The sequence below is a fragment of the Klebsiella sp. TF21-TM genome (genome assembly GCF_019753495.1).
GTDB lineage: Bacteria > Pseudomonadota > Gammaproteobacteria > Enterobacterales > Enterobacteriaceae > Klebsiella > Klebsiella quasipneumoniae.
In genome coordinates this window covers 44,138-61,605 of record NZ_JAIJYL010000025.1, presented here as the reverse complement: position 1 = coordinate 61,605, position 17,468 = coordinate 44,138, and the positions used below count along the sequence as shown (strand labels likewise).

Genomic DNA, 17,468 nt, shown 5'->3' with positions numbered 1-17,468 from the left:
AAACTTGCTCATCCCCAGGAGCTTACTGAAGTCAGTGACTGGGGTGAGGAAGTGCAGCCAACGCACCATAAATTCGAAAGATAAAGGATTTAGCCATCCAGATGTTTACACATCCATAATTGGCAGTTACTGTATATTCCTCAAGCGCAAATTGCTCATGGCGAAATGAAGGACTTTCATGATCGAAATTAAACATCTGAAAACGCTGCAAGCGTTGCGGAACAGCGGTTCACTGGCGGGCGCAGCGGCTGCCCTGCATCAGACCCAGTCCGCCTTGTCTCACCAGTTCAGCGATCTGGAACAGCGCCTTGGCTTTCGTCTCTTTGTGCGTAAGAGCCAGCCGCTGCGTTTTACTCCTCAAGGGGAGATCCTCTTACAGCTGGCCAACCAGGTGCTGCCGCAGATCGCTCGCGCCCTGCAGGACTGTAACGAACCACAACAGACCCGGCTGCGGCTGGCTATCGAATGCCACAGCTGTATTCAGTGGCTCACGCCGGCGCTGGAGAATTTCCGCGCCCGCTGGCCGCACGTGGAAGTCGACTTCCATTCCGGCGTCACCTTCGACCCGCAGCCTGCGCTGCAGCAGGGCGAACTGGATCTGGTCATGACCTCAGATATCCTGCCGCGCAGCGGTCTGCACTACTCGCCAATGTTTGATTATGAGGTGCGCCTGGTGCTGGCGCCTGAGCACCCGTTAGCCATGAAGACGCTGATTACGCCGGAGGATCTGGCCACGGAAACGCTGCTGATTTATCCCGTGCAGCGCGGACGCCTCGACATCTGGCGTCATTTCCTGCAGCCGGCCGGCATTAGTCCCCAGCTGAAAAGCGTCGATAACACGCTGTTGCTGATCCAGATGGTGGCAGCCCGGATGGGTATCGCCGCGCTGCCGCACTGGGTGGTGGAAAGTTTTGAACGCCAGGGTCTGGTGGTGACCAAAACCCTGGGCGAGGGATTATGGAGCCGGCTGTACGCGGCCGTTCGCGATGGCGAACAGCGTCAACCGGTCACCGAAGCGTTTATTCGCTCTGCGCGGAACCACGCGTGCGATCATCTGCCGTTTGTCCGGAGTGCGGAGCGACCCAGCGTCGATGGACCCACAGCGAGGCCAGGATCACCAACGCTCCGCTAATAAAGCTCGGCCAGTGCGGCTGCTCCTGCCAGATGGCAAGGTTAACCAACAGCCCGGCGGGGACATGGACGTTATTCATGATCCCCAGCGTGCCGGCATCCACCTGAGTGGCGCCATAGTTCCACATAAAGTAGCCCAGCCCGGAAGCCACGACGCCAAGCCACACCAGCACGCTCCACTGCAGCCTGGTGGTCGGCAGCTTCTGTGGGTTGCCCAGCATAAACCATGCCGCCACCGCCACGATAAAGGCCCCGACATAGAACCAGGCAAAGGCATTGTGCTGCGGCATCGGTCGCACCTCCATCAGGCGCTTGTAACCCACCATCCCGATGGCGAAGCAGAGGTTTGACAACTGCACCAGTAACAGCCCGGTCCAGAAATGATCGCTGACTTTGTCGTAACGGATAATCGCCGCCCCCAGCACCGCCAGCGCGGCGCTCAGCAGATAGCCCCAGCGTGGTTTACGTCCGCTGAGCAAATCGTAGATCAGCGTGATATACAACGGGGTAAACACGGTAAACAGCAGGAATTCCGAGACCGTCAGATAGAGATAGGCGCGAAAGGCCAGCAGGTACATGATGCCAAGCTGCATCGCGCCCACCAGCATATAGAGCACGATCGTGCGCGGAGACTGGCCGCGCGTCCGCAGGAAAGGCAGGAACACCAGCGCCGCCAGGCCCACGCGCATCAGCACCGAAAAATAGCTGTCGACGCTACCGGCCAGGTACTCGCCAATCAGGCTGAAAGAAAAGGCCCACAGGATAGTGGTGATAATTAACAGCGCCACAATGGTCGTCTCGTTGGATAAAGAACAGGCATTGTAGCGAAGAGTCAGGTTGACGACTGGACAGTTATTCGCCAGTCGTCAATCTTTTTCAGTCGAGGTACAGCTTACGCAGATAGTGCGGGACCGCATCGTCGGCGTTGCTGCCGATCACTTCCAGCTCCGGATGCAGATCCTTCAGCCGCTGGTGGGCGTTGGCCATAATGCAGCCTTTACCGGCCATCGACAGCATCTCGGCGTCGTTCATGCCGTCGCCGAAAGCGATGCAATCGGACAGACTGTAGCCGAGCATTTTCGCCACCGCCTCCAGCGCATGCCCCTTCGATACCCCGCCCGCCATTACCTCCAGGCAGGTTAAGGTGGAGAAGCTGACGTTCACGCGATCGCCCCAGCGGGCGTTCATCGCCTGCTCAAGCGGCAGTAAATGTTCGTGATCCTCACAGGTAAAGAACACCTTGCTGATCCCCTGCGGATCCAGTTCGCCCGGCTCATACAGCTTGTAGTTAAACACCGCCTCTTTGAAAAAGCGCATCTCTTCCGGGCGATGGCGGTTCATATACCACTCATCTTCCCGATAGACGTTAGTGACAATTTTCGGGTCGTTGCGCACGATTTCAAACAGGTCGGCGGCAATATCGCGGTCGAGGTTATGGGCGAAAATTTGCTGGCCATCGCTATCGTGAACGCGGGCGCCGTTAGAGGTGATCATGTACGACCGGATGCCGAGATTATCGCGGATCTGCCCGACGTCGATGTAGTGTCGGCCAGTGGCGAAGACGAAATTGATCCCACGAGCGGTAAGCAGCTTCAGCGTCTCTTTGGCATACGGGGTCAGGAAATGATCGGGGGAAAGCAGCGTGCCGTCTAAATCAGACGCAACAACCTGGTACATAAAAAAGTTAACCTCTAAGCAGGGCGACGAGCGTTATCGTCGGATTAAGTATGTCGATTGAAAAACTCGACGATGGCATTGAGCGCGACTGAGCGCATAGCGTCCTTTTCAAAAAGGATCTCATGGTATGCCCCTTCAATGACGAGCGGCTTTCCGCCCTCACAGGGATGGCCGGCGGCGGCCCGTAATTCACAATAGCGGTCGTGCATCAGATTATCGACCACCCGCTCCTCTTCCGCCTGCAGCAGCAGCGTCGGGGCCGTATCTTTCTCCACATTCGCCAGCACTTCGTCACCGGCCAGCATGCCTTCGCGCACCCAGTGCCAGGTCGGGCCGCCGACCTGCAGTCGCGGCTCGTCGGCATAGAAGCGCAGGTTACGACGATAGCGTTGTCGACTGTGCGTCAGCACGTTAACGGCAAAAGGCAGCGCCCGCCAGCGTCCGGTGCCGATGGCATACTCTTCGCGAATGCGCTGATGGCCCTCAGCCCAGTCGAGAATATGCCGCACCATCCAGTCCGGCAGCCGAATGATAATCCCGAACATCGGCGCGCAGAGCGCAATGGCATCGCAATGCGCCTGGTAGCGTTGCAGAAAAAGCGTGGCAATCGCCCCGCCCATAGAGTGAGCGAGGATAAACCGTTTTCGCCAGTGGCCCGGGACCACCTGCTGCTGCCAGAGCGCAGCCAGGTCATCAACATAATCGCTGAAGTTAACCACGTGCCCGCGGTGGGTATCAGAGAGCAGACGACCCGAGCGTCCCTGGCCGCGATGATCAATGATCATTACGTCAAAGCCGCTGTGAAAGAGATCGTAGGCCACTTCAGCATACTTCACGTAGCTTTCGATGCGCCCGGGGCAAATCAGCACCAGCCGATCGTTATTTTGCGCGCAAAAGCGAACAAAGCGTACCGGTACATCATCGACGCCTTTAAATTCAGCCTCTTCGCGCTGTCGCCAGAAATCCGTCAGCGGCCCCATGCTAAAGGCCGCAAACGCGTTTTCTCGTGTTTCCCAGTCCTTTTTCTGCCCAAACATCGGGTTTACACCCCTGTTAACCGCTGAAAATCGTTTTTTTGCCGTGTATCACACAATGCTGACACAATAGCGTATTGTGGCATAAAAACAGACAATCAGGGAGTTTCTCATGACCATTGAGTGGTGGTTCGCCTACCTGCTGACATCAATCATTCTCAGCCTGTCCCCGGGTTCCGGAGCGATTAATACCATGACCACCTCCATTAACCACGGTTACCGCGGCGCGGCGGCGTCGATTGCCGGTTTGCAGACCGGGCTGGCCATTCATATCGTGCTGGTCGGCGTCGGCCTCGGCACTCTCTTCTCCCGCTCGGTGCTGGCCTTTGAGGTGCTGAAATGGGCCGGCGCAGCCTACCTGATCTGGCTGGGTATCCAGCAATGGCGCGCGGCAGGGGCCATCGACCTGAATACGCTGGCGAAGGCGCAGACCCGCGGCAAACTGTTCCAGCGGGCGGTGTTCGTGAATCTCACCAATCCTAAAAGCATCGTTTTTCTGGCCGCCCTGTTTCCACAGTTTATCCTGCCCCACCAGCCCCAGGTGATGCAGTATCTCGTTCTGGGCGTCACCACCATCGTCGTCGATATCATTGTGATGATTGGCTATGCAACCCTCGCACAGCACATTTCAGCATGGATTAAGGGGCCAAAGCAGATGAAGGCGCTGAACAAAGTCTTTGGTTCACTGTTTATGCTGGTTGGGGCGCTGCTTGCCTCCGCCCGTCACGCCTGAATGATGGAATCTCGCTCGCAAAGAGAGGTTCGCCTGGCGGGCGAAGCCATCTCTCTGCGCGAGCCGGCGCGCAAAGCGGGAAATTAATCTTTTTGCCCGCTGTCGACGCTGAGCCCGCCGTGCCAGGATGCCGCCAGAGACGTGATTCACGGATGAACGGCGATGGCAGAAACGGCGACCCCACATGATGCGGTATTTAAAACTTTTCTGTCGCGGGCAGAGACAGCGCGCGATTTTATCGAGATCCACCTGCCACCGTCGTTAACAGCGATCTGCAAACTGGATACCCTGCGTCTGGAATCCGGCAGCTTTCTTGAAGACGATCTCAGGCCCTACTACAGCGATATTCTCTATTCGCTGGAAACCACCCGCGGTAAGGGGTATGTCCATGTTCTGATCGAGCACCAGAGCGCCCCCGATAAACTGATGGCCTTTCGCTTAATGCGCTATGCCATCGCCGCCATGCAGCGCCATCTGGAGAGCGGCCATAAAACGCTGCCTCTGGTTATTCCGGTCCTCTTCTATCAGGGACGACGCAGCCCCTATCCCTGGTCTATGAGCTGGCTGGATAATTTCGCCGATCCCGAGACCGCCCGCCAGCTCTATAGCGGGGCGTTTCCGCTGGTCGATATCACGGTGATCCCCGACGACGACATTATGCAGCACCGCAGCATGGCGGCCCTGACGCTGGTGCAAAAACACATCCGCCAGCGCGACATGGCGCAATTGCTGGATAAGTTGACCCAACTCTTAATGCTGGAGCAGATGAGCGGACAACAAATCACCGTATTGGTAAACTATATGGCTCAGGCAGGGGATGCCGAGGATACTCGGGCACTCTTATACGGGCTGGCACAGCGCGTGCCGCAGCATGGAGGATTACTGATGACGCTGGCGGAAACATGGCTCGCAGAAGGTATGGAAAAAGGCATCAGGAAAGGCGTACAGCAAGGTATAAAGGAAGGCAAACATCAGGCCTTGCTGCAGGTTGCCGAAGCGATGCGCAAACGCGGGATTGATGACGATGCGATTATGGAAATGACCGGTCTGTCTGAAGACGAGCTGCAGCGGCTTTGCCATTGACACTTTCTCCACCCGGATAAAGCCGGGTGGAGCATCGCGCAGGTTAACGCGAGATTATCAGGTGGATGCCGAAGCCCGCAAACAGCGTGCCGGCGATACCGTCGATCCACTTCGCCATCCGCTGATAGCCGCGGCGCATCCCCGGCAGGGCGAACAGGCTGGCAACCACCAAAAACCAGGCCAGCGTCTCCATGATAATCAGCAGAAAAATGCCCCAGCGCGCGCCGGCGCCAACGCTGTCACCGACGAACAGCGAGAACACCGAGCCGAAGTAGATAATCGCTTTCGGGTTCGCCAGATTGGTCAGCAATCCCTTCAGGAAGCTGCGTCCGCTGCGGGCCAGTTCAACCTGCGGTTCTGCCGGGGACACCGCCTCTTTTTTCAACGCGCCGCGCAACATCTGATAGCCCATCCAGCACAGGTACAAGCCACCGCCGATCATAATGATGTTGTGCAGCCATGCCATTCTGGCGAGGATCAGGTTCAGGCCGAGCAGCGCAACCCCCGCCCAGATCATCACGCCGCAGGTGATCCCCAGTACGCCCATCACCGCCTCTCTGCGCGAGCGGCTGATGGCCGTTTGTGAGACAAAGAAAAAATCCGGCCCCGGGCTCATTAGCGCAATGATATGCACCAGCGCCACGGTGAGGAAAAGCATCAGCATAGTTAACTCGCAGGAAAATAATGAAGAGGATAACTATTCTGGCACTTTTATAGCCAGCTGACTACTCATCGTCGCCATCGACATGCGACCGGATCAGCGCCATAAACGGCTTGCCGAAACGCTCGAGTTTACGTGTCCCTACGCCGTTGACGCTGAGCATTTCGCCAGCGGTTAGCGGCGACTGCTCCGCCATCTCAATCAGCGTCGCGTCGTTGAAGACCACGTACGGGGGAATGTTTTCTTCATCGGCAATCGCTTTACGTAACTTGCGCAGCTTGGCAAACAGCTTACGATCGTAATTACCGCCGAAGGATTTCTGCATCGCCTTCGGCTTCAGCGCCACGATACGCGGTACGGCAAGCTGCAGCGGAACGTCGCCGCGCAGCACCGGGCGTGCGGCTTCGGTCAGCTGCAGCGCGGAGTGCTGGGCGATATTCTGCGTCACCAGCCCAAGGTGAATCAGTTGGCGGATCACGCTCACCCAGTGCTCGTGACTCTGTTCCCGGCCGATGCCGTATACCGGGAGCTTATCGTGGCCCATCTCGCGGATGCGCTGATTGTTGGCGCCACGCAGGACTTCCACCACGTAACCCATCCCGAAGCGCTGGTTAACCCGATAAATAGTGGAGAGCGCCTTGCGGGCGTCCATTAAGCCATCATACTGCTTCGGCGGATCAAGACAGATATCGCAGTTACCGCACGGCTCCTGACGTCCTTCGCCAAAGTAGTTCAGCAGCACCAGACGACGACAGGTCTGGGCTTCAGCAAACGCCCCCATCGCGTTCAGCTTATGCCGTTCGATATCCTGCAGCGGTCCGGCGGGCTTCTCTTCCAGACAGCGGCGCAGCCACGCCATGTCCGCCGGATCGTAAAACAGCATCGCTTCCGCCGGCAGGCCGTCACGCCCGGCGCGGCCGGTCTCCTGATAGTAGGATTCAATATTGCGCGGGATATCAAAATGCACCACAAAGCGGACGTTCGGCTTGTTGATGCCCATCCCAAAGGCCACTGTCGCCACCACAATCTGCAGATCGTCGCGCTGGAATTTCTCCTGCACGTCGGCGCGCACGTCGTTTTCCAGGCCGGCATGGTAAGCCGCCGCGCTGATGCCGCGGCTCTGCAGACGCGCGGCGGTATCTTCCACTTTCGAACGGCTGTTGCAGTAGATAATGCCCGATTTGCCTCGCTGATCCTGGACGTAGCGCATCAGCTGGTCGAGCGGCTTGAATTTCTCCATCAGCATATAGCGGATGTTCGGCCGGTCGAAGCTGCTGACCTGAATCAGCGGATCGTTAAGTCCCAGCAGACGGACGATATCGCGGCGGGTGGTGTCATCGGCGGTGGCGGTCAACGCCATAAACGGGATCTGCGGCATCCGCTGACGCAGCTGGCCCAGCGCGGCATATTCCGGGCGGAAGTCATGGCCCCACTGAGAGATGCAGTGCGCTTCGTCCACCGCCAGCATCGCCAGATTCCAGTTCGCCAGATGCTCAAGGAAGTTGTCGAGCATCAACCGTTCCGGGGCGATATACAGCAGACGAACCTGCCCGCTGCGGCAGCCGGCCATCACGTCCTGCTGCTGTTCGCGGCTCTGCGTCGAGTTCAGACAGGCCGCCGCCACGCCGTTGGCCAGCAGCTGATCGACCTGATCTTTCATCAGCGAGATCAGCGGCGAGACCACGACCGTCAGGCCGCCCATGACCAGCGCCGGTACCTGATAACACAGCGACTTGCCGCCACCGGTCGGCATAACCACCAGGCAGTCACGGCCCTCGAGCGCCGTCTCGATAATCGTCTCCTGGCCAGGACGGAACTGCTGGTAGCCGAAGGTCTCTTGTAAAACCTGCTTAGCCAGCGATTCCTGATTTAATACTTCCGCCTGTGCCACGTTGACCCCATTTGCCTGAAAAGAAAACAGGCGCTATTTTCAGCGCCTGCGAGCCAGAGTGCAACGATTAAAACAGATCGTTAAGCATTAGCCCGACGCCGACGCGCGTTTGATTAAAGTTGTAGTCGATAAGCGATTCGCCGTAGCCGCTGTAGATCTGGGTGTAAGCGCGAACATGTTTGGTGATGGGATAGCTCACCCCAAGTTCCGCCCCGCCGTAGCCAGTATTCCAGTTGTATTGCCCCTGCGCGCTGAGAATCGCCTCGCCCAGCTGGTAGCCCACCTTCAGGCGGTAATAACCCATATATTTGGTGATGTCCGGGTTATCATCGGTGCTGCCCACCACATACCAGGGTTTCACTTCCACCAGCCAGTTGCCATTTTGCGCCATCAGGCGGGCATAAAGCCGGTTCCAGCTGCGCGAGGTGGGATCGGAACGGCCATTCGAGTCGTGGTTATATCCCATTTCGATATCGCGCAACGTCCAGCCGGCAAACTGATAGTCGGTCGCAAAACCAAGAAACAGCTGGGGTTCGTAGTTGGTTTCGCGAAACGGCGCCGACTCTTTGCTGTTGGAGAGCTGCCACCAGGATTTCTGGGTATAGGACGCGCCGAGCAGCGAATTATCCCCCAGGATGCCGCGCCACAGCGGGAAGGCGAGGCTCAGCTGAAACTTCACTTCATCTTTACGGGCATTTTCGGCCCAGTCATAGCTGCGAATCGCCTCTTTATTGAGATCGCTGGTCCACGTGTAGAGCAGATAGTTGCTTTCATAAGGGTAGAGCAGAAAAGGATTATCATGATCCTGTAGCAGGTTGGCGATAATACTGCCGCGCACTGCTGGTTTGTCGTGTACCGACGCATCCTGCGCCATAACACCAGCCGGTAGCGCGCACAGCGCCGCCAGGCAGGCCAAAGAGATACGCATGCTGGTCTCCTGATAAATAGTTTTTATTTTTGTTTAACCTGAAGACATTCTACCTGTTTATTAATCCCCTGCCCCCTAATCCACTCCGAAAGTGGAAATCAATATTTTAGAAGCATAAAATCAACATTTTATTAACGAATGGAACCGGTGTTATGTCCGAACTTACTGCCGAAGCAGCTCTGAAACTGGTGGGGGAGATTTTCGTCTATCACATGCCGTTTAACCGCGCCCTCGGCCTCGAACTGGAGCGCTATGAAAAAGCGTTTGCCCAGCTCAGCTTTAATAATCAGCCGATGATGGTCGGCAACTGGGCGCAAAGCATTCTGCATGGCGGAGTGATCGCCTCCGCGCTGGACGTCGCCGCAGGGCTGGTCTGCGTTGGCAGCACCCTTACCCGCCATGACACTATCAACGAAGAAGAGCTGCGCCAGCGGCTTTCCCGCATGGGAACCATCGACCTGCGCGTGGACTACCTGCGTCCGGGCCGCGGCGAACGTTTTACCGCGACCAGCACCCTGCTGCGCGCCGGCAATAAAGTGGCGGTAGCCCGTGTGGAACTGCATAACGAAGCGCAGGTATATATTGCCAGCGCAACAGCGACCTATATGGTGGGTTGATTAGCCAAAATCGAGTAACATCACTCTCTTTGGCAATGGATTTTACCGATGGATGTGAAACAGACGCGGTTGGGGATTATTCTGGCCCTCGCCGCCTACTTTATCTGGGGTATCGCGCCGGCGTACTTCAAACTTATCTACTATGTTCCCGCCGATGAAATTCTGACCCATCGCGTGATCTGGTCTTTCTTCTTCATGGTGGCGCTCATCAGCGTCAGCCGCCAGTGGCCGCAGGTGAAAAAGCTGCTGAAGACGCCGCGCAAGATCTTCCTGCTGGCGCTCTCTGCGGTGCTGGTCGGCGGCAACTGGCTGCTGTTCATCTGGGCGGTGAATAACCACCATATGCTGGAAGCCAGTCTCGGCTACTTTATCAACCCGCTGGTGAACATTCTGTTAGGGATGATTTTCCTTGGCGAACGTTTCCGTCGCCTGCAGTGGCTGGCGATGATCCTCGCCTTTTGCGGCGTACTGGTACAGCTCTGGACCTTTGGTTCGCTGCCGATTATCGGCCTTGGGCTGGCCTTCAGCTTTGCCTTTTATGGCCTGGTGCGCAAGAAAATCGCTGTCGATGCGCAGACCGGCATGCTGGTGGAAACGCTGTGGCTGTTGCCGGTGGCGGCGATTTGGCTGTTCGGCATCACCGACAGCCCCACCAGCCATATGGGGCAGAACCCCTGGTCGCTCAATCTGCTGCTGATGGCGGCGGGCGTGGTGACCACCATCCCTCTGCTGTGCTTCACCGGGGCGGCAACGCGTCTGCGGCTCTCCACGCTGGGCTTTTTCCAGTACATCGGCCCAACGCTGATGTTCCTGCTGGCGGTGACGTTCTACGGCGAAGTGCCGGGCAAGGATAAAATGGTCACCTTTGGCTTTATCTGGGTGGCGCTGGCGATATTCGTGATGGATGCGGTGTATACGCAAAGACGGGGGCGTCGGAGCCAGTAAATTGCCGGATAGCGTCTATGCCCTATCCGGCTTACAAAAGTCCAGCACCCAGGCCGGATAAGCGAAGCGCATCCGGCACAACAACTACAGCCAGTTTTTACGCTTGAAGTAGAGATACGGCGCCAGGCCGGCCAGCATCATAAAGACGATCGCCCCCGGGTAGCCGAAGCTCCAGTGCAGCTCCGGCATAAATTCAAAGTTCATTCCGTAGCTGGAGGCCACCAGAGTTGGCGGCAGGAACACCACCGACACCACCGAGAAGATCTTAATGATGCGGTTCTGTTCGATATTGATAAAGCCCATCGCCGCCTGCATCAGGAAGTTCACCTTCTGGAACAGCGATTCGTTGTGCGGCAGCAGGGATTCGATATCGCGCAGGATCTCCCGCGCCTGCTCCAGCTGGCCCGCCGGCAGGCGCGCCTTACGCACGAGGAAGTTCAGCGCGCGCTGGGTATCCATCAAACAGAGGCGGACCTTCCAGCCGATATCTTCCAGTTCCGCCAGCGTCGACAGCGCTTCGTCGTACTCATCGCCCTGGTGGCCTTCCATAATCACGCGGCTCAGCTTTTCCAGGTCGCTGTAGATGTTTTCTATCTCATCCGCCAGCTGTTCGATTTTGGTCTCGAACAGATCTAACAACAGCTCGTAAGCGTTGCCGTCCACCAGCGTCTGGTTACGCACGCGCATGCGGTAGAGGCGAAAAGCCGGCAGTTCACGCTCGCGCAGCGTAAACAGGCGCCCTTCGCGGATAGTAAACGCCACGGTAGAGTTACCCGCGTGATCGTCGGCATCTTCGAAAAAGAAGAAGGAGTGGATATGTAACCCGTCTTCATCTTCAAAGAAACGTGCGGAGGCTTCGATATCTTCCAGTTCCGGGCGCGTCGCCAGGTTCTGACCCAGTTCCGTCTGCACGCGGCTTCGCTCGTCATCGTCAGGCTCGACCAGATCGACCCACACCGAGCTGGCGAGGTGCTTGATCTCATCGGCTTCCAGGCGCGTTAAACGATTGTTTTCCAGTTGAAATGCGCTCAGCATGACCGGGACTCCCAATGCAAAAAAATTATCGGACAGTTCGGTGGGCACACAGAAACAAATTGGGTTTCAGACCATTAAGCCTGACTCAGCGCGACGGGAATGGGGCAGGTCGCTGACAACCGCTAAGGCTATCAGCATAAGAGGATAGCCTTAGGAGTTGTTCCTGAATGACAGGAAGTTGAGCCAGCATCTACTGGGTGTGTCCAAGGCGAATGTCCTCTTAGCGTAATCGTGCGCGCATGTTACGCCAGCGCAAAATCGGCGTCAACACGCAACGGAACGCGAAAGCGCAAATCAGGCGCCTTAACGTATAAAGGTAGCAGAATATTACAAAATAATGATATTTTTCTTAAAGTTACACTTCCTCGAGCCGGGCGTAAGCCGCTACCAGCCATTTGATCCCCTGACCCTGAAAAGCCACCTGCAGCCGGCTGTGCTCGCCGCTGCCTTCGAGGTTGACGATGGTGCCTTCGCCAAACTTCGGATGTCGTACGCGCTGGCCTAATTTGTAGCCGGTATCGCTCTCGGCAATCGGCGCGCCCAGTCGCTGATGGTTTACCGGGCGGCTTACCGTGGCCCGCAGACGCACCTCTTCTACGCACTCCTGCGGCAGTTCTCCAATAAAGCGCGACGGGCGATGGTAAACCTCTTTGCCGTACAGACGGCGGGTTTCCGCGTAGGTCAGCGTCAGCTTCTGCATGGCGCGCGTCACGCCAACGTAGGCCAGACGACGCTCTTCTTCCAGGCGGCCGCCTTCATCAAGGGCCATCTGGCTCGGGAACATCCCCTCTTCGACGCCGACGATGAACACCTGCGGGAACTCCAGCCCTTTCGCCGAGTGCAGGGTCATCAGCTGAACCGCGTCCTGCCAGGTGTCCGCCTGCCCTTCGCCCGCTTCCAGCGCGGCGTGGGAGAGGAACGCCTGCAGCGGCATCAGATCTTCATCTTCTTCGTTGTAGCTGAACTGGCGCGTCGCCGTCACCAGCTCCTCTAAGTTTTCAATACGGGTCTGGCCCTTCTCGCCTTTCTCCTGCTCGTACATCGCGCGCAGCCCGGAGTCTTTAATCACCCGATCGGTCTGGACGTGCAGCGGCATATCGGTGGTCTCCTGCGCCAGCGCGTCAATCAGCTCCATAAAGCGCTGCAAGGCGCTGGCGGCGCGACCGGCCAGCGCTTTATCTTTCAGCAGCTCGCGGCTGGCCTGCCACAGCGTCAGCTGACGATCGCGCGACGTCTGGCGCACCACGTCCAGCGTGCGGTCGCCGATGCCGCGGGTCGGCGTATTGACTACGCGCTCAAACGCCGCATCGTCGTTACGGTTGGCGATCAGACGCAGGTACGAGAGCGCATCTTTGATTTCCTGGCGCTCGAAGAAGCGCATGCCGCCATAGATGCGGTACGGCATGCTGGCCTGCAGAAGCGCCTCTTCCAGCACGCGCGACTGGGCGTTGCTGCGATAGAGGATGGCGCACTGCTCCAGCGCCCCGCCGTTCTCCTGCCAGGTTTTTATCCGGTTCACCACGAAGCGTGCTTCGTCGAGATCGTTGAAAGCGCAGTACAGCGAGATCGGCTCGCCGTCGGCGCCGTCGGTCCAAAGCTTCTTGCCCAGGCGACCGTTGTTGTTTTCAATCAGGGCGTTGGCGGCGCTGAGGATGTTGCTGGTCGAGCGATAGTTCTGCTCAAGGCGGATGGTTTCCGCACCGGGAAAATCGTTAAGGAAGCGCTGAATGTTCTCGACCTGCGCGCCGCGCCAGCCGTAAATCGACTGATCGTCATCGCCGACGATCATCACCTTGCCGGTATCGCCCGCCAGCAGGCGGATCCAGGCGTATTGAATGTTGTTGGTATCCTGGAATTCGTCGACGAGGATGTTGGTGAAACGCTCGCGGTAGTGCTGGAGGATATGCGGCTTATTCAGCCACAGCTCGTGGGCGCGCAGCAGCAGTTCGGCGAAGTCCACCAGCCCGGCGCGATCGCAGGCTTCCTGATAGGCCTGATAGACCTTCTGCCAGGTCTGCTCGACCGGGTTGCCGTAGCTCTGAATATGATGCGGACGCAGCCCTTCATCTTTCTGGCTGTTGATGTACCACATCGCCTGACGCGGCGGCCACTGCTTCTCATCGAGGTTCATCGCCTTAATCAGACGCTTCAGCAGGCGCAACTGGTCTTCGCTATCGAGGATTTGGAAATCCTGCGGCAGGTTGGCGTCCAGATGGTGCGCGCGTAGCAGGCGGTGGGCCAGGCCGTGGAAGGTGCCCACCCACATGCCGCCCTGGGTGGTGCCCATCAGCTGGCCGATACGATGGCGCATCTCTGCCGCCGCTTTGTTGGTAAAGGTCACCGCCATAATAGAATACGGCGAGCAGTTCTCTACGCTCAGCAGCCAGGCGATACGGTGCACCAGAACGCGCGTCTTACCACTGCCCGCCCCTGCCAGCACCAGCATGTTGGTGCGCGAGGCCGCTACGGCTTCACGCTGTTTGTCATTGAGGCTGTCGAGCAGGTAAGAAACGTCCATTGGCACCGCCGGAAGAGAAGGGGTTCCACGAACCCCTGTTAATATATACAGAGTGACTGGTGATTATATCAGCGAGGTCAGAGATGCCAACCGTGAAATTTCAATATGCGGCAGCAGGCGGCTGTCCGCGGTGTGCATCAGGTCCGCGCCTTGCGGTTTGATCCAGCAGGCCTGCATGCCACAGCGCAGCGATCCGGCGACGTCAGTGGTCAGGTCATCGCCGACGTGCAGAATATGCCCGAGCGGTAAGTTCAGGCGCTCCGCCGCCAGATGGTACATGTCGGCAAACGGCTTGGAGCGGCCATCCGGCCCGGCGCGCAGCACAAAGCGGAAATAGTCGCTCAGGCCGAACAGCTCTGGTCGGGCGTTGCCGTTGGTAATCGCCACCAGCGGCCACTTCTCCGCCAGCTTCGCCAGCGTATCGTGGGTCTCCTGCGGGACATCGACGCGGCTGCGCCAGTGGGCGAAGTGTTCCATCGCCGCATCGGCCCCCGCTTTCGCCGCGTCGGCGGAGAGGCCGGCGTTACGCATGCCTAACTCCAGCGCACGGTGGCGCCAGACGGTCACGTCGTGATAGATCTCAGGCTCGGATGCCAGCAGCGTCTGGCGCAGCTGATTAAGCTCATGGGCGTCGAACTGGCTGAGCGACGGATGGTAGCTGCGCACAAAAGCCAGCGACTCGTGCATCGTCCGGTCAATTACCGGGCGGTTATCATAAAGGGTATCGTCCAGGTCAAACGTCAGCGCGGAAATCTGGCCCAGAGGTCGGTAAAAACGCATTATTTCCCCCGTTTTGCGCGCGGATGCGCGGCATCGTACACCGAGGCAAGGTGTTGAAAGTCGAGATGGGTATAAATTTGGGTGGTGGAGAGGTTAGCATGCCCCAACAGCTCCTGCACACCGCGCAGATCGCCGCTGGACTCCAGCATATGGGTGGCAAAGGAGTGGCGAAGCTTGTGCGGATGCACATGGCTGTTCAGCCCCTGCTTAATGCCCCACTCGGCGAACCGCTTCTGTACGTTGCGCGCCGAAATGCGCTTGCCCAGTTTCGACAAAAACAGCGCGTCGTCGTCGGTACCGAACAGGCCGCGTAAATCCAGCCAGTGCTCAATCCACATCACGGCGTTGCGACCGATCGGCAAACGGCGCTCTTTGCTGCCTTTGCCCATCACCCAGACCTCGCCGCTTTCGAGATCGAGATGTTTGATATCAAGGTTGACCAGCTCGGACAAACGCAGCCCCGCGCCGTACATCACCTCCAGCATCGCCCGGTCGCGCACCGCCAGCGGATCGTTGAGATCGATATCCAGCAGCCGATTGACGTCATCGACATCGATATTTTTCGGCAGGTGACGGGGAATTTTCGGCGCGGCGATCCCTTTCGCCGGGTTGGCGCTGAGCTCGCCCTGGCCGACCAGCCAGTCGAAGAAACTGCGCAGCGCCGACAGGCGAAGCGCCAGGCTCGCCGGGCCTAACCCCGCGCGGCGACTGCGCACCGCAAAGCTTCGCACCTGAGCGGCATCGCACTGCGACCAGCTTTTCAGACCCGCCTCATCCGCCAGGGCGATCAGCGCGTCCAGCTGTCGCTGGTAATTCAGTAACGTGATCGGGCTGAGCTGGCGTTCAACGCCCAGGTGGCGCAGAAAGCGGGCGACGGCGGAGAAGAGAGGAGAATCGGTCATGCGCGTTCAATCCAGCGCTCCAGCAGGCCGGGCAGCATCTGGGCAATCTCCTGCAGCAGCTGCGTCCCCTGTCCTGGCTGATAATGCTGCGCATCGCGGCTGCTAAAGAGCATCACGCCGGGGGCATTATCGCCGCCCAGCAGCGACATCGCCACTGACCCAATGGCTTTCGCCTCCGGCAGCACCACCAACAGCTCCGGACCGTTGAGCGGCCCAAGGTAGTGGCGCGCCTGGCCCAGACGTTGAATACGGATCGGCTCAAACGCCTGCCGGCTTAACGCCAGATGGGTAAACTTCGAAGGCGCGCCGAGGCGCCAGCTGTCAGGGAACAGGCGCACCGTGGCGCCCGCCAGCCCCAGCTCGCGCGCCCAGCGGTGAAGGCGGTTGAGCATATCGTCGAGGCTCTCCGCCGCCGCCAGCCGCGTTTGCAGCTGCAGCAGGCGCTGGAACAGGCTTTCATTGGCGACCGCCTGCTCCATCAGCAGCGACATATTCTCTTCCAGCACATGAATATGGTTACGCGCCCGCATCATATGCCACTCCACCAGCGAAATCGTACCGCGTACCGGATGCGGGACGCGGAGGTGTTCGACCTGGGCGGCATTACGAATAAAAAATTCAGGATGTTGCAACAGATAGTCCACCACGGCGCGATCGTTCAATGCGCTGGCGACCTCCTGTTGTTCTTCCCCGATTGGTTTCATAAATGAATAAATCCATCATAGACATGGGCCGCCGGGCCGGTCATAAACAGCGGCTGGCCCGGGCCTTTCCAAGCGATATCAAGACGACCGCCGGGTAATTCCACACGTACCGTTTCAGCGAGCAGCCCCTGCTGGATCCCCACCGCCACCGCGGCGCAGGCGCCGCTGCCGCAGGCCTGAGTTTCCCCGGCGCCGCGTTCGTAGACGCGCAGACGGATATGGGACCGGCCAACCACCTGCATAAAGCCGATATTGGCGCGCTCCGGAAAACGCTCATGGCTTTCCATTACCGGGCCGAGGGTTTCCACCGCCGCCGTATCCACATCATCCACCTGGATAACGCAGTGCGGGTTCCCCATGGATACCACGCCGCACAATACTGTCTGCTCGGCGGCACGCATGATATAGGTCTTTTCCGCTTTGTTGGCGCGGAACGGCACCTGGGAGGGCTCGAAGTTGGGCTCGCCCATGTTCACCCGCACCAGATCGTCTTCCGTTACGCTTAATACCATACGGCCGTTGGCCGTACTCACGCGGATGTCACGTTTATTGGTCAGGCCTTTCAGCCGGACGAAGCGTGCGAAACAGCGCGCGCCGTTGCCGCACTGCGACACTTCGCTGCCGTCGGCATTAAAGATCCGGTAATGGAAATCCAGATCCGGATCGTAGGGCGGCTCCACCACTAACAGCTGATCGAACCCGACGCCAAGGTGGCGATCCGCCAGGCGGCGAATCAGCTCCGGCGAGAAAAAAACATTCTGCGTTACCGCGTCAACGACCATAAAATCGTTGCCAAGGCCATGCATTTTAGAGAACTGCATCATCTACT

Annotated in this window: 18 protein-coding genes; 5 read left to right on the top strand and 13 right to left on the bottom strand. The window is 58.3% G+C overall.

Going from position 1 to position 17,468, the window contains the following annotated elements:
• Positions 1-178 precede the first annotated feature (178 nt).
• Positions 179-1,132, top strand: a complete 954-nt coding sequence (gene metR, locus K5R89_RS20775) for an HTH-type transcriptional regulator MetR (protein WP_032454519.1) — start codon at positions 179-181, stop codon at positions 1,130-1,132.
• On the opposite strand, the gene K5R89_RS20770 is transcribed toward metR, so the two are convergent.
• The 3 genes from K5R89_RS20770 to pldB all read right to left on the bottom strand — a co-directional run bounded on the left by K5R89_RS20770 (position 1,020) and on the right by pldB (position 3,845).
• Entirely contained in the window at positions 1,020-1,919 is a 900-nt protein-coding gene (locus tag K5R89_RS20770) for a carboxylate/amino acid/amine transporter (protein ID WP_217259555.1), read from the bottom strand. The two genes, metR and K5R89_RS20770, sit on opposite strands and share 113 nt — an antisense overlap.
• A gap of 88 nt (positions 1,920-2,007) precedes the next feature.
• Positions 2,008-2,808 carry a sugar/pyridoxal phosphate phosphatase YigL gene (gene yigL, locus K5R89_RS20765; protein WP_017899394.1) on the bottom strand — a complete coding sequence of 267 codons (801 nt, stop codon included), beginning with the start codon at positions 2,806-2,808 and terminating at the stop codon, positions 2,008-2,010.
• Positions 2,809-2,852: 44 nt separating this feature from the next.
• On the bottom strand, positions 2,853-3,845 hold the full coding sequence (gene pldB, locus K5R89_RS20760) for a lysophospholipase L2 (protein WP_008807942.1): 993 nt from the start codon (positions 3,843-3,845) through the stop codon (positions 2,853-2,855).
• A 109-nt stretch (positions 3,846-3,954) separates the two neighbouring features.
• Here pldB and rhtB point away from each other — a divergent pair, with 109 nt between their 5' ends.
• Together rhtB and K5R89_RS20750 are read left to right on the top strand one after the other, a co-directional pair.
• Complete coding sequence (gene rhtB / locus K5R89_RS20755; RefSeq protein ID WP_087827004.1) at positions 3,955-4,575, top strand: homoserine/homoserine lactone efflux protein; 621 nt, start codon at positions 3,955-3,957, stop codon at positions 4,573-4,575.
• A 162-nt stretch (positions 4,576-4,737) separates the two neighbouring features.
• Entirely contained in the window at positions 4,738-5,658 is a 921-nt protein-coding gene (locus K5R89_RS20750) for an Rpn family recombination-promoting nuclease/putative transposase (RefSeq protein WP_087827005.1), read from the top strand.
• Positions 5,659-5,701: 43 nt separating this feature from the next.
• Here the strand turns inward: K5R89_RS20750 and rhtC are convergent, their stop codons facing one another.
• The 3 genes from rhtC to pldA form a co-directional block, all read right to left on the bottom strand.
• Positions 5,702-6,322 (bottom strand): threonine export protein RhtC, encoded by a 621-nt coding sequence (rhtC, locus tag K5R89_RS20745; protein WP_023291572.1) that lies wholly within the window; start codon positions 6,320-6,322, stop codon positions 5,702-5,704.
• Between the two features lie 61 nt (positions 6,323-6,383).
• Positions 6,384-8,210, bottom strand: a complete 1,827-nt coding sequence (gene recQ / locus K5R89_RS20740) for an ATP-dependent DNA helicase RecQ (RefSeq protein ID WP_032454515.1) — start codon at positions 8,208-8,210, stop codon at positions 6,384-6,386.
• A gap of 67 nt (positions 8,211-8,277) precedes the next feature.
• The gene (gene pldA / locus K5R89_RS20735) at positions 8,278-9,138 is read right to left on the bottom strand and encodes a phospholipase A (RefSeq protein ID WP_004886777.1); all 861 of its coding nucleotides are present in this window, start codon (positions 9,136-9,138) and stop codon (positions 8,278-8,280) included.
• 152 nt (positions 9,139-9,290) lie between these two features.
• Here pldA and yigI point away from each other — a divergent pair, with 152 nt between their 5' ends.
• Both yigI and rarD read left to right on the top strand, forming a co-directional pair.
• Positions 9,291-9,755, top strand: coding sequence for an acyl-CoA thioesterase YigI (gene yigI / locus K5R89_RS20730; protein WP_002883404.1), 465 nt, complete (start codon positions 9,291-9,293; stop codon positions 9,753-9,755).
• A gap of 48 nt (positions 9,756-9,803) precedes the next feature.
• Positions 9,804-10,700, top strand: a complete 897-nt coding sequence (gene rarD / locus K5R89_RS20725; RefSeq protein ID WP_064155690.1) for an EamA family transporter RarD — start codon at positions 9,804-9,806, stop codon at positions 10,698-10,700.
• An 84-nt stretch (positions 10,701-10,784) separates the two neighbouring features.
• On the opposite strand, the gene corA is transcribed toward rarD, so the two are convergent.
• From corA to dapF, 7 genes are all read right to left on the bottom strand, one after another.
• Positions 10,785-11,735, bottom strand: a complete 951-nt coding sequence (gene corA / locus K5R89_RS20720) for a magnesium/cobalt transporter CorA (RefSeq protein WP_002883400.1) — start codon at positions 11,733-11,735, stop codon at positions 10,785-10,787.
• A 150-nt stretch (positions 11,736-11,885) separates the two neighbouring features.
• Positions 11,886-11,942 (bottom strand): YsgD/CorL family protein, encoded by a 57-nt coding sequence (gene ysgD, locus K5R89_RS27885; RefSeq protein ID WP_349815745.1) that lies wholly within the window; start codon positions 11,940-11,942, stop codon positions 11,886-11,888.
• A 148-nt stretch (positions 11,943-12,090) separates the two neighbouring features.
• Positions 12,091-14,253, bottom strand: coding sequence for a DNA helicase II (gene uvrD / locus K5R89_RS20715; protein WP_004886784.1), 2,163 nt, complete (start codon positions 14,251-14,253; stop codon positions 12,091-12,093).
• A gap of 63 nt (positions 14,254-14,316) precedes the next feature.
• Positions 14,317-15,033, bottom strand: a complete 717-nt coding sequence (gene yigB / locus K5R89_RS20710; protein WP_023291569.1) for a 5-amino-6-(5-phospho-D-ribitylamino)uracil phosphatase YigB — start codon at positions 15,031-15,033, stop codon at positions 14,317-14,319.
• On the bottom strand, positions 15,033-15,935 hold the full coding sequence (xerC, locus tag K5R89_RS20705; protein ID WP_004886788.1) for a tyrosine recombinase XerC: 903 nt from the start codon (positions 15,933-15,935) through the stop codon (positions 15,033-15,035). The genes yigB and xerC overlap by 1 nt, the downstream gene beginning before the upstream one ends.
• The gene (locus K5R89_RS20700; RefSeq protein WP_044521756.1) at positions 15,932-16,639 is read right to left on the bottom strand and encodes a DUF484 domain-containing protein; all 708 of its coding nucleotides are present in this window, start codon (positions 16,637-16,639) and stop codon (positions 15,932-15,934) included. The genes xerC and K5R89_RS20700 overlap by 4 nt, the downstream gene beginning before the upstream one ends.
• Positions 16,636-17,460, bottom strand: coding sequence for a diaminopimelate epimerase (dapF, locus tag K5R89_RS20695; RefSeq protein WP_002883394.1), 825 nt, complete (start codon positions 17,458-17,460; stop codon positions 16,636-16,638). Before dapF ends, K5R89_RS20700 begins: the two co-directional genes overlap by 4 nt.
• Positions 17,461-17,468 lie beyond the last annotated feature (8 nt).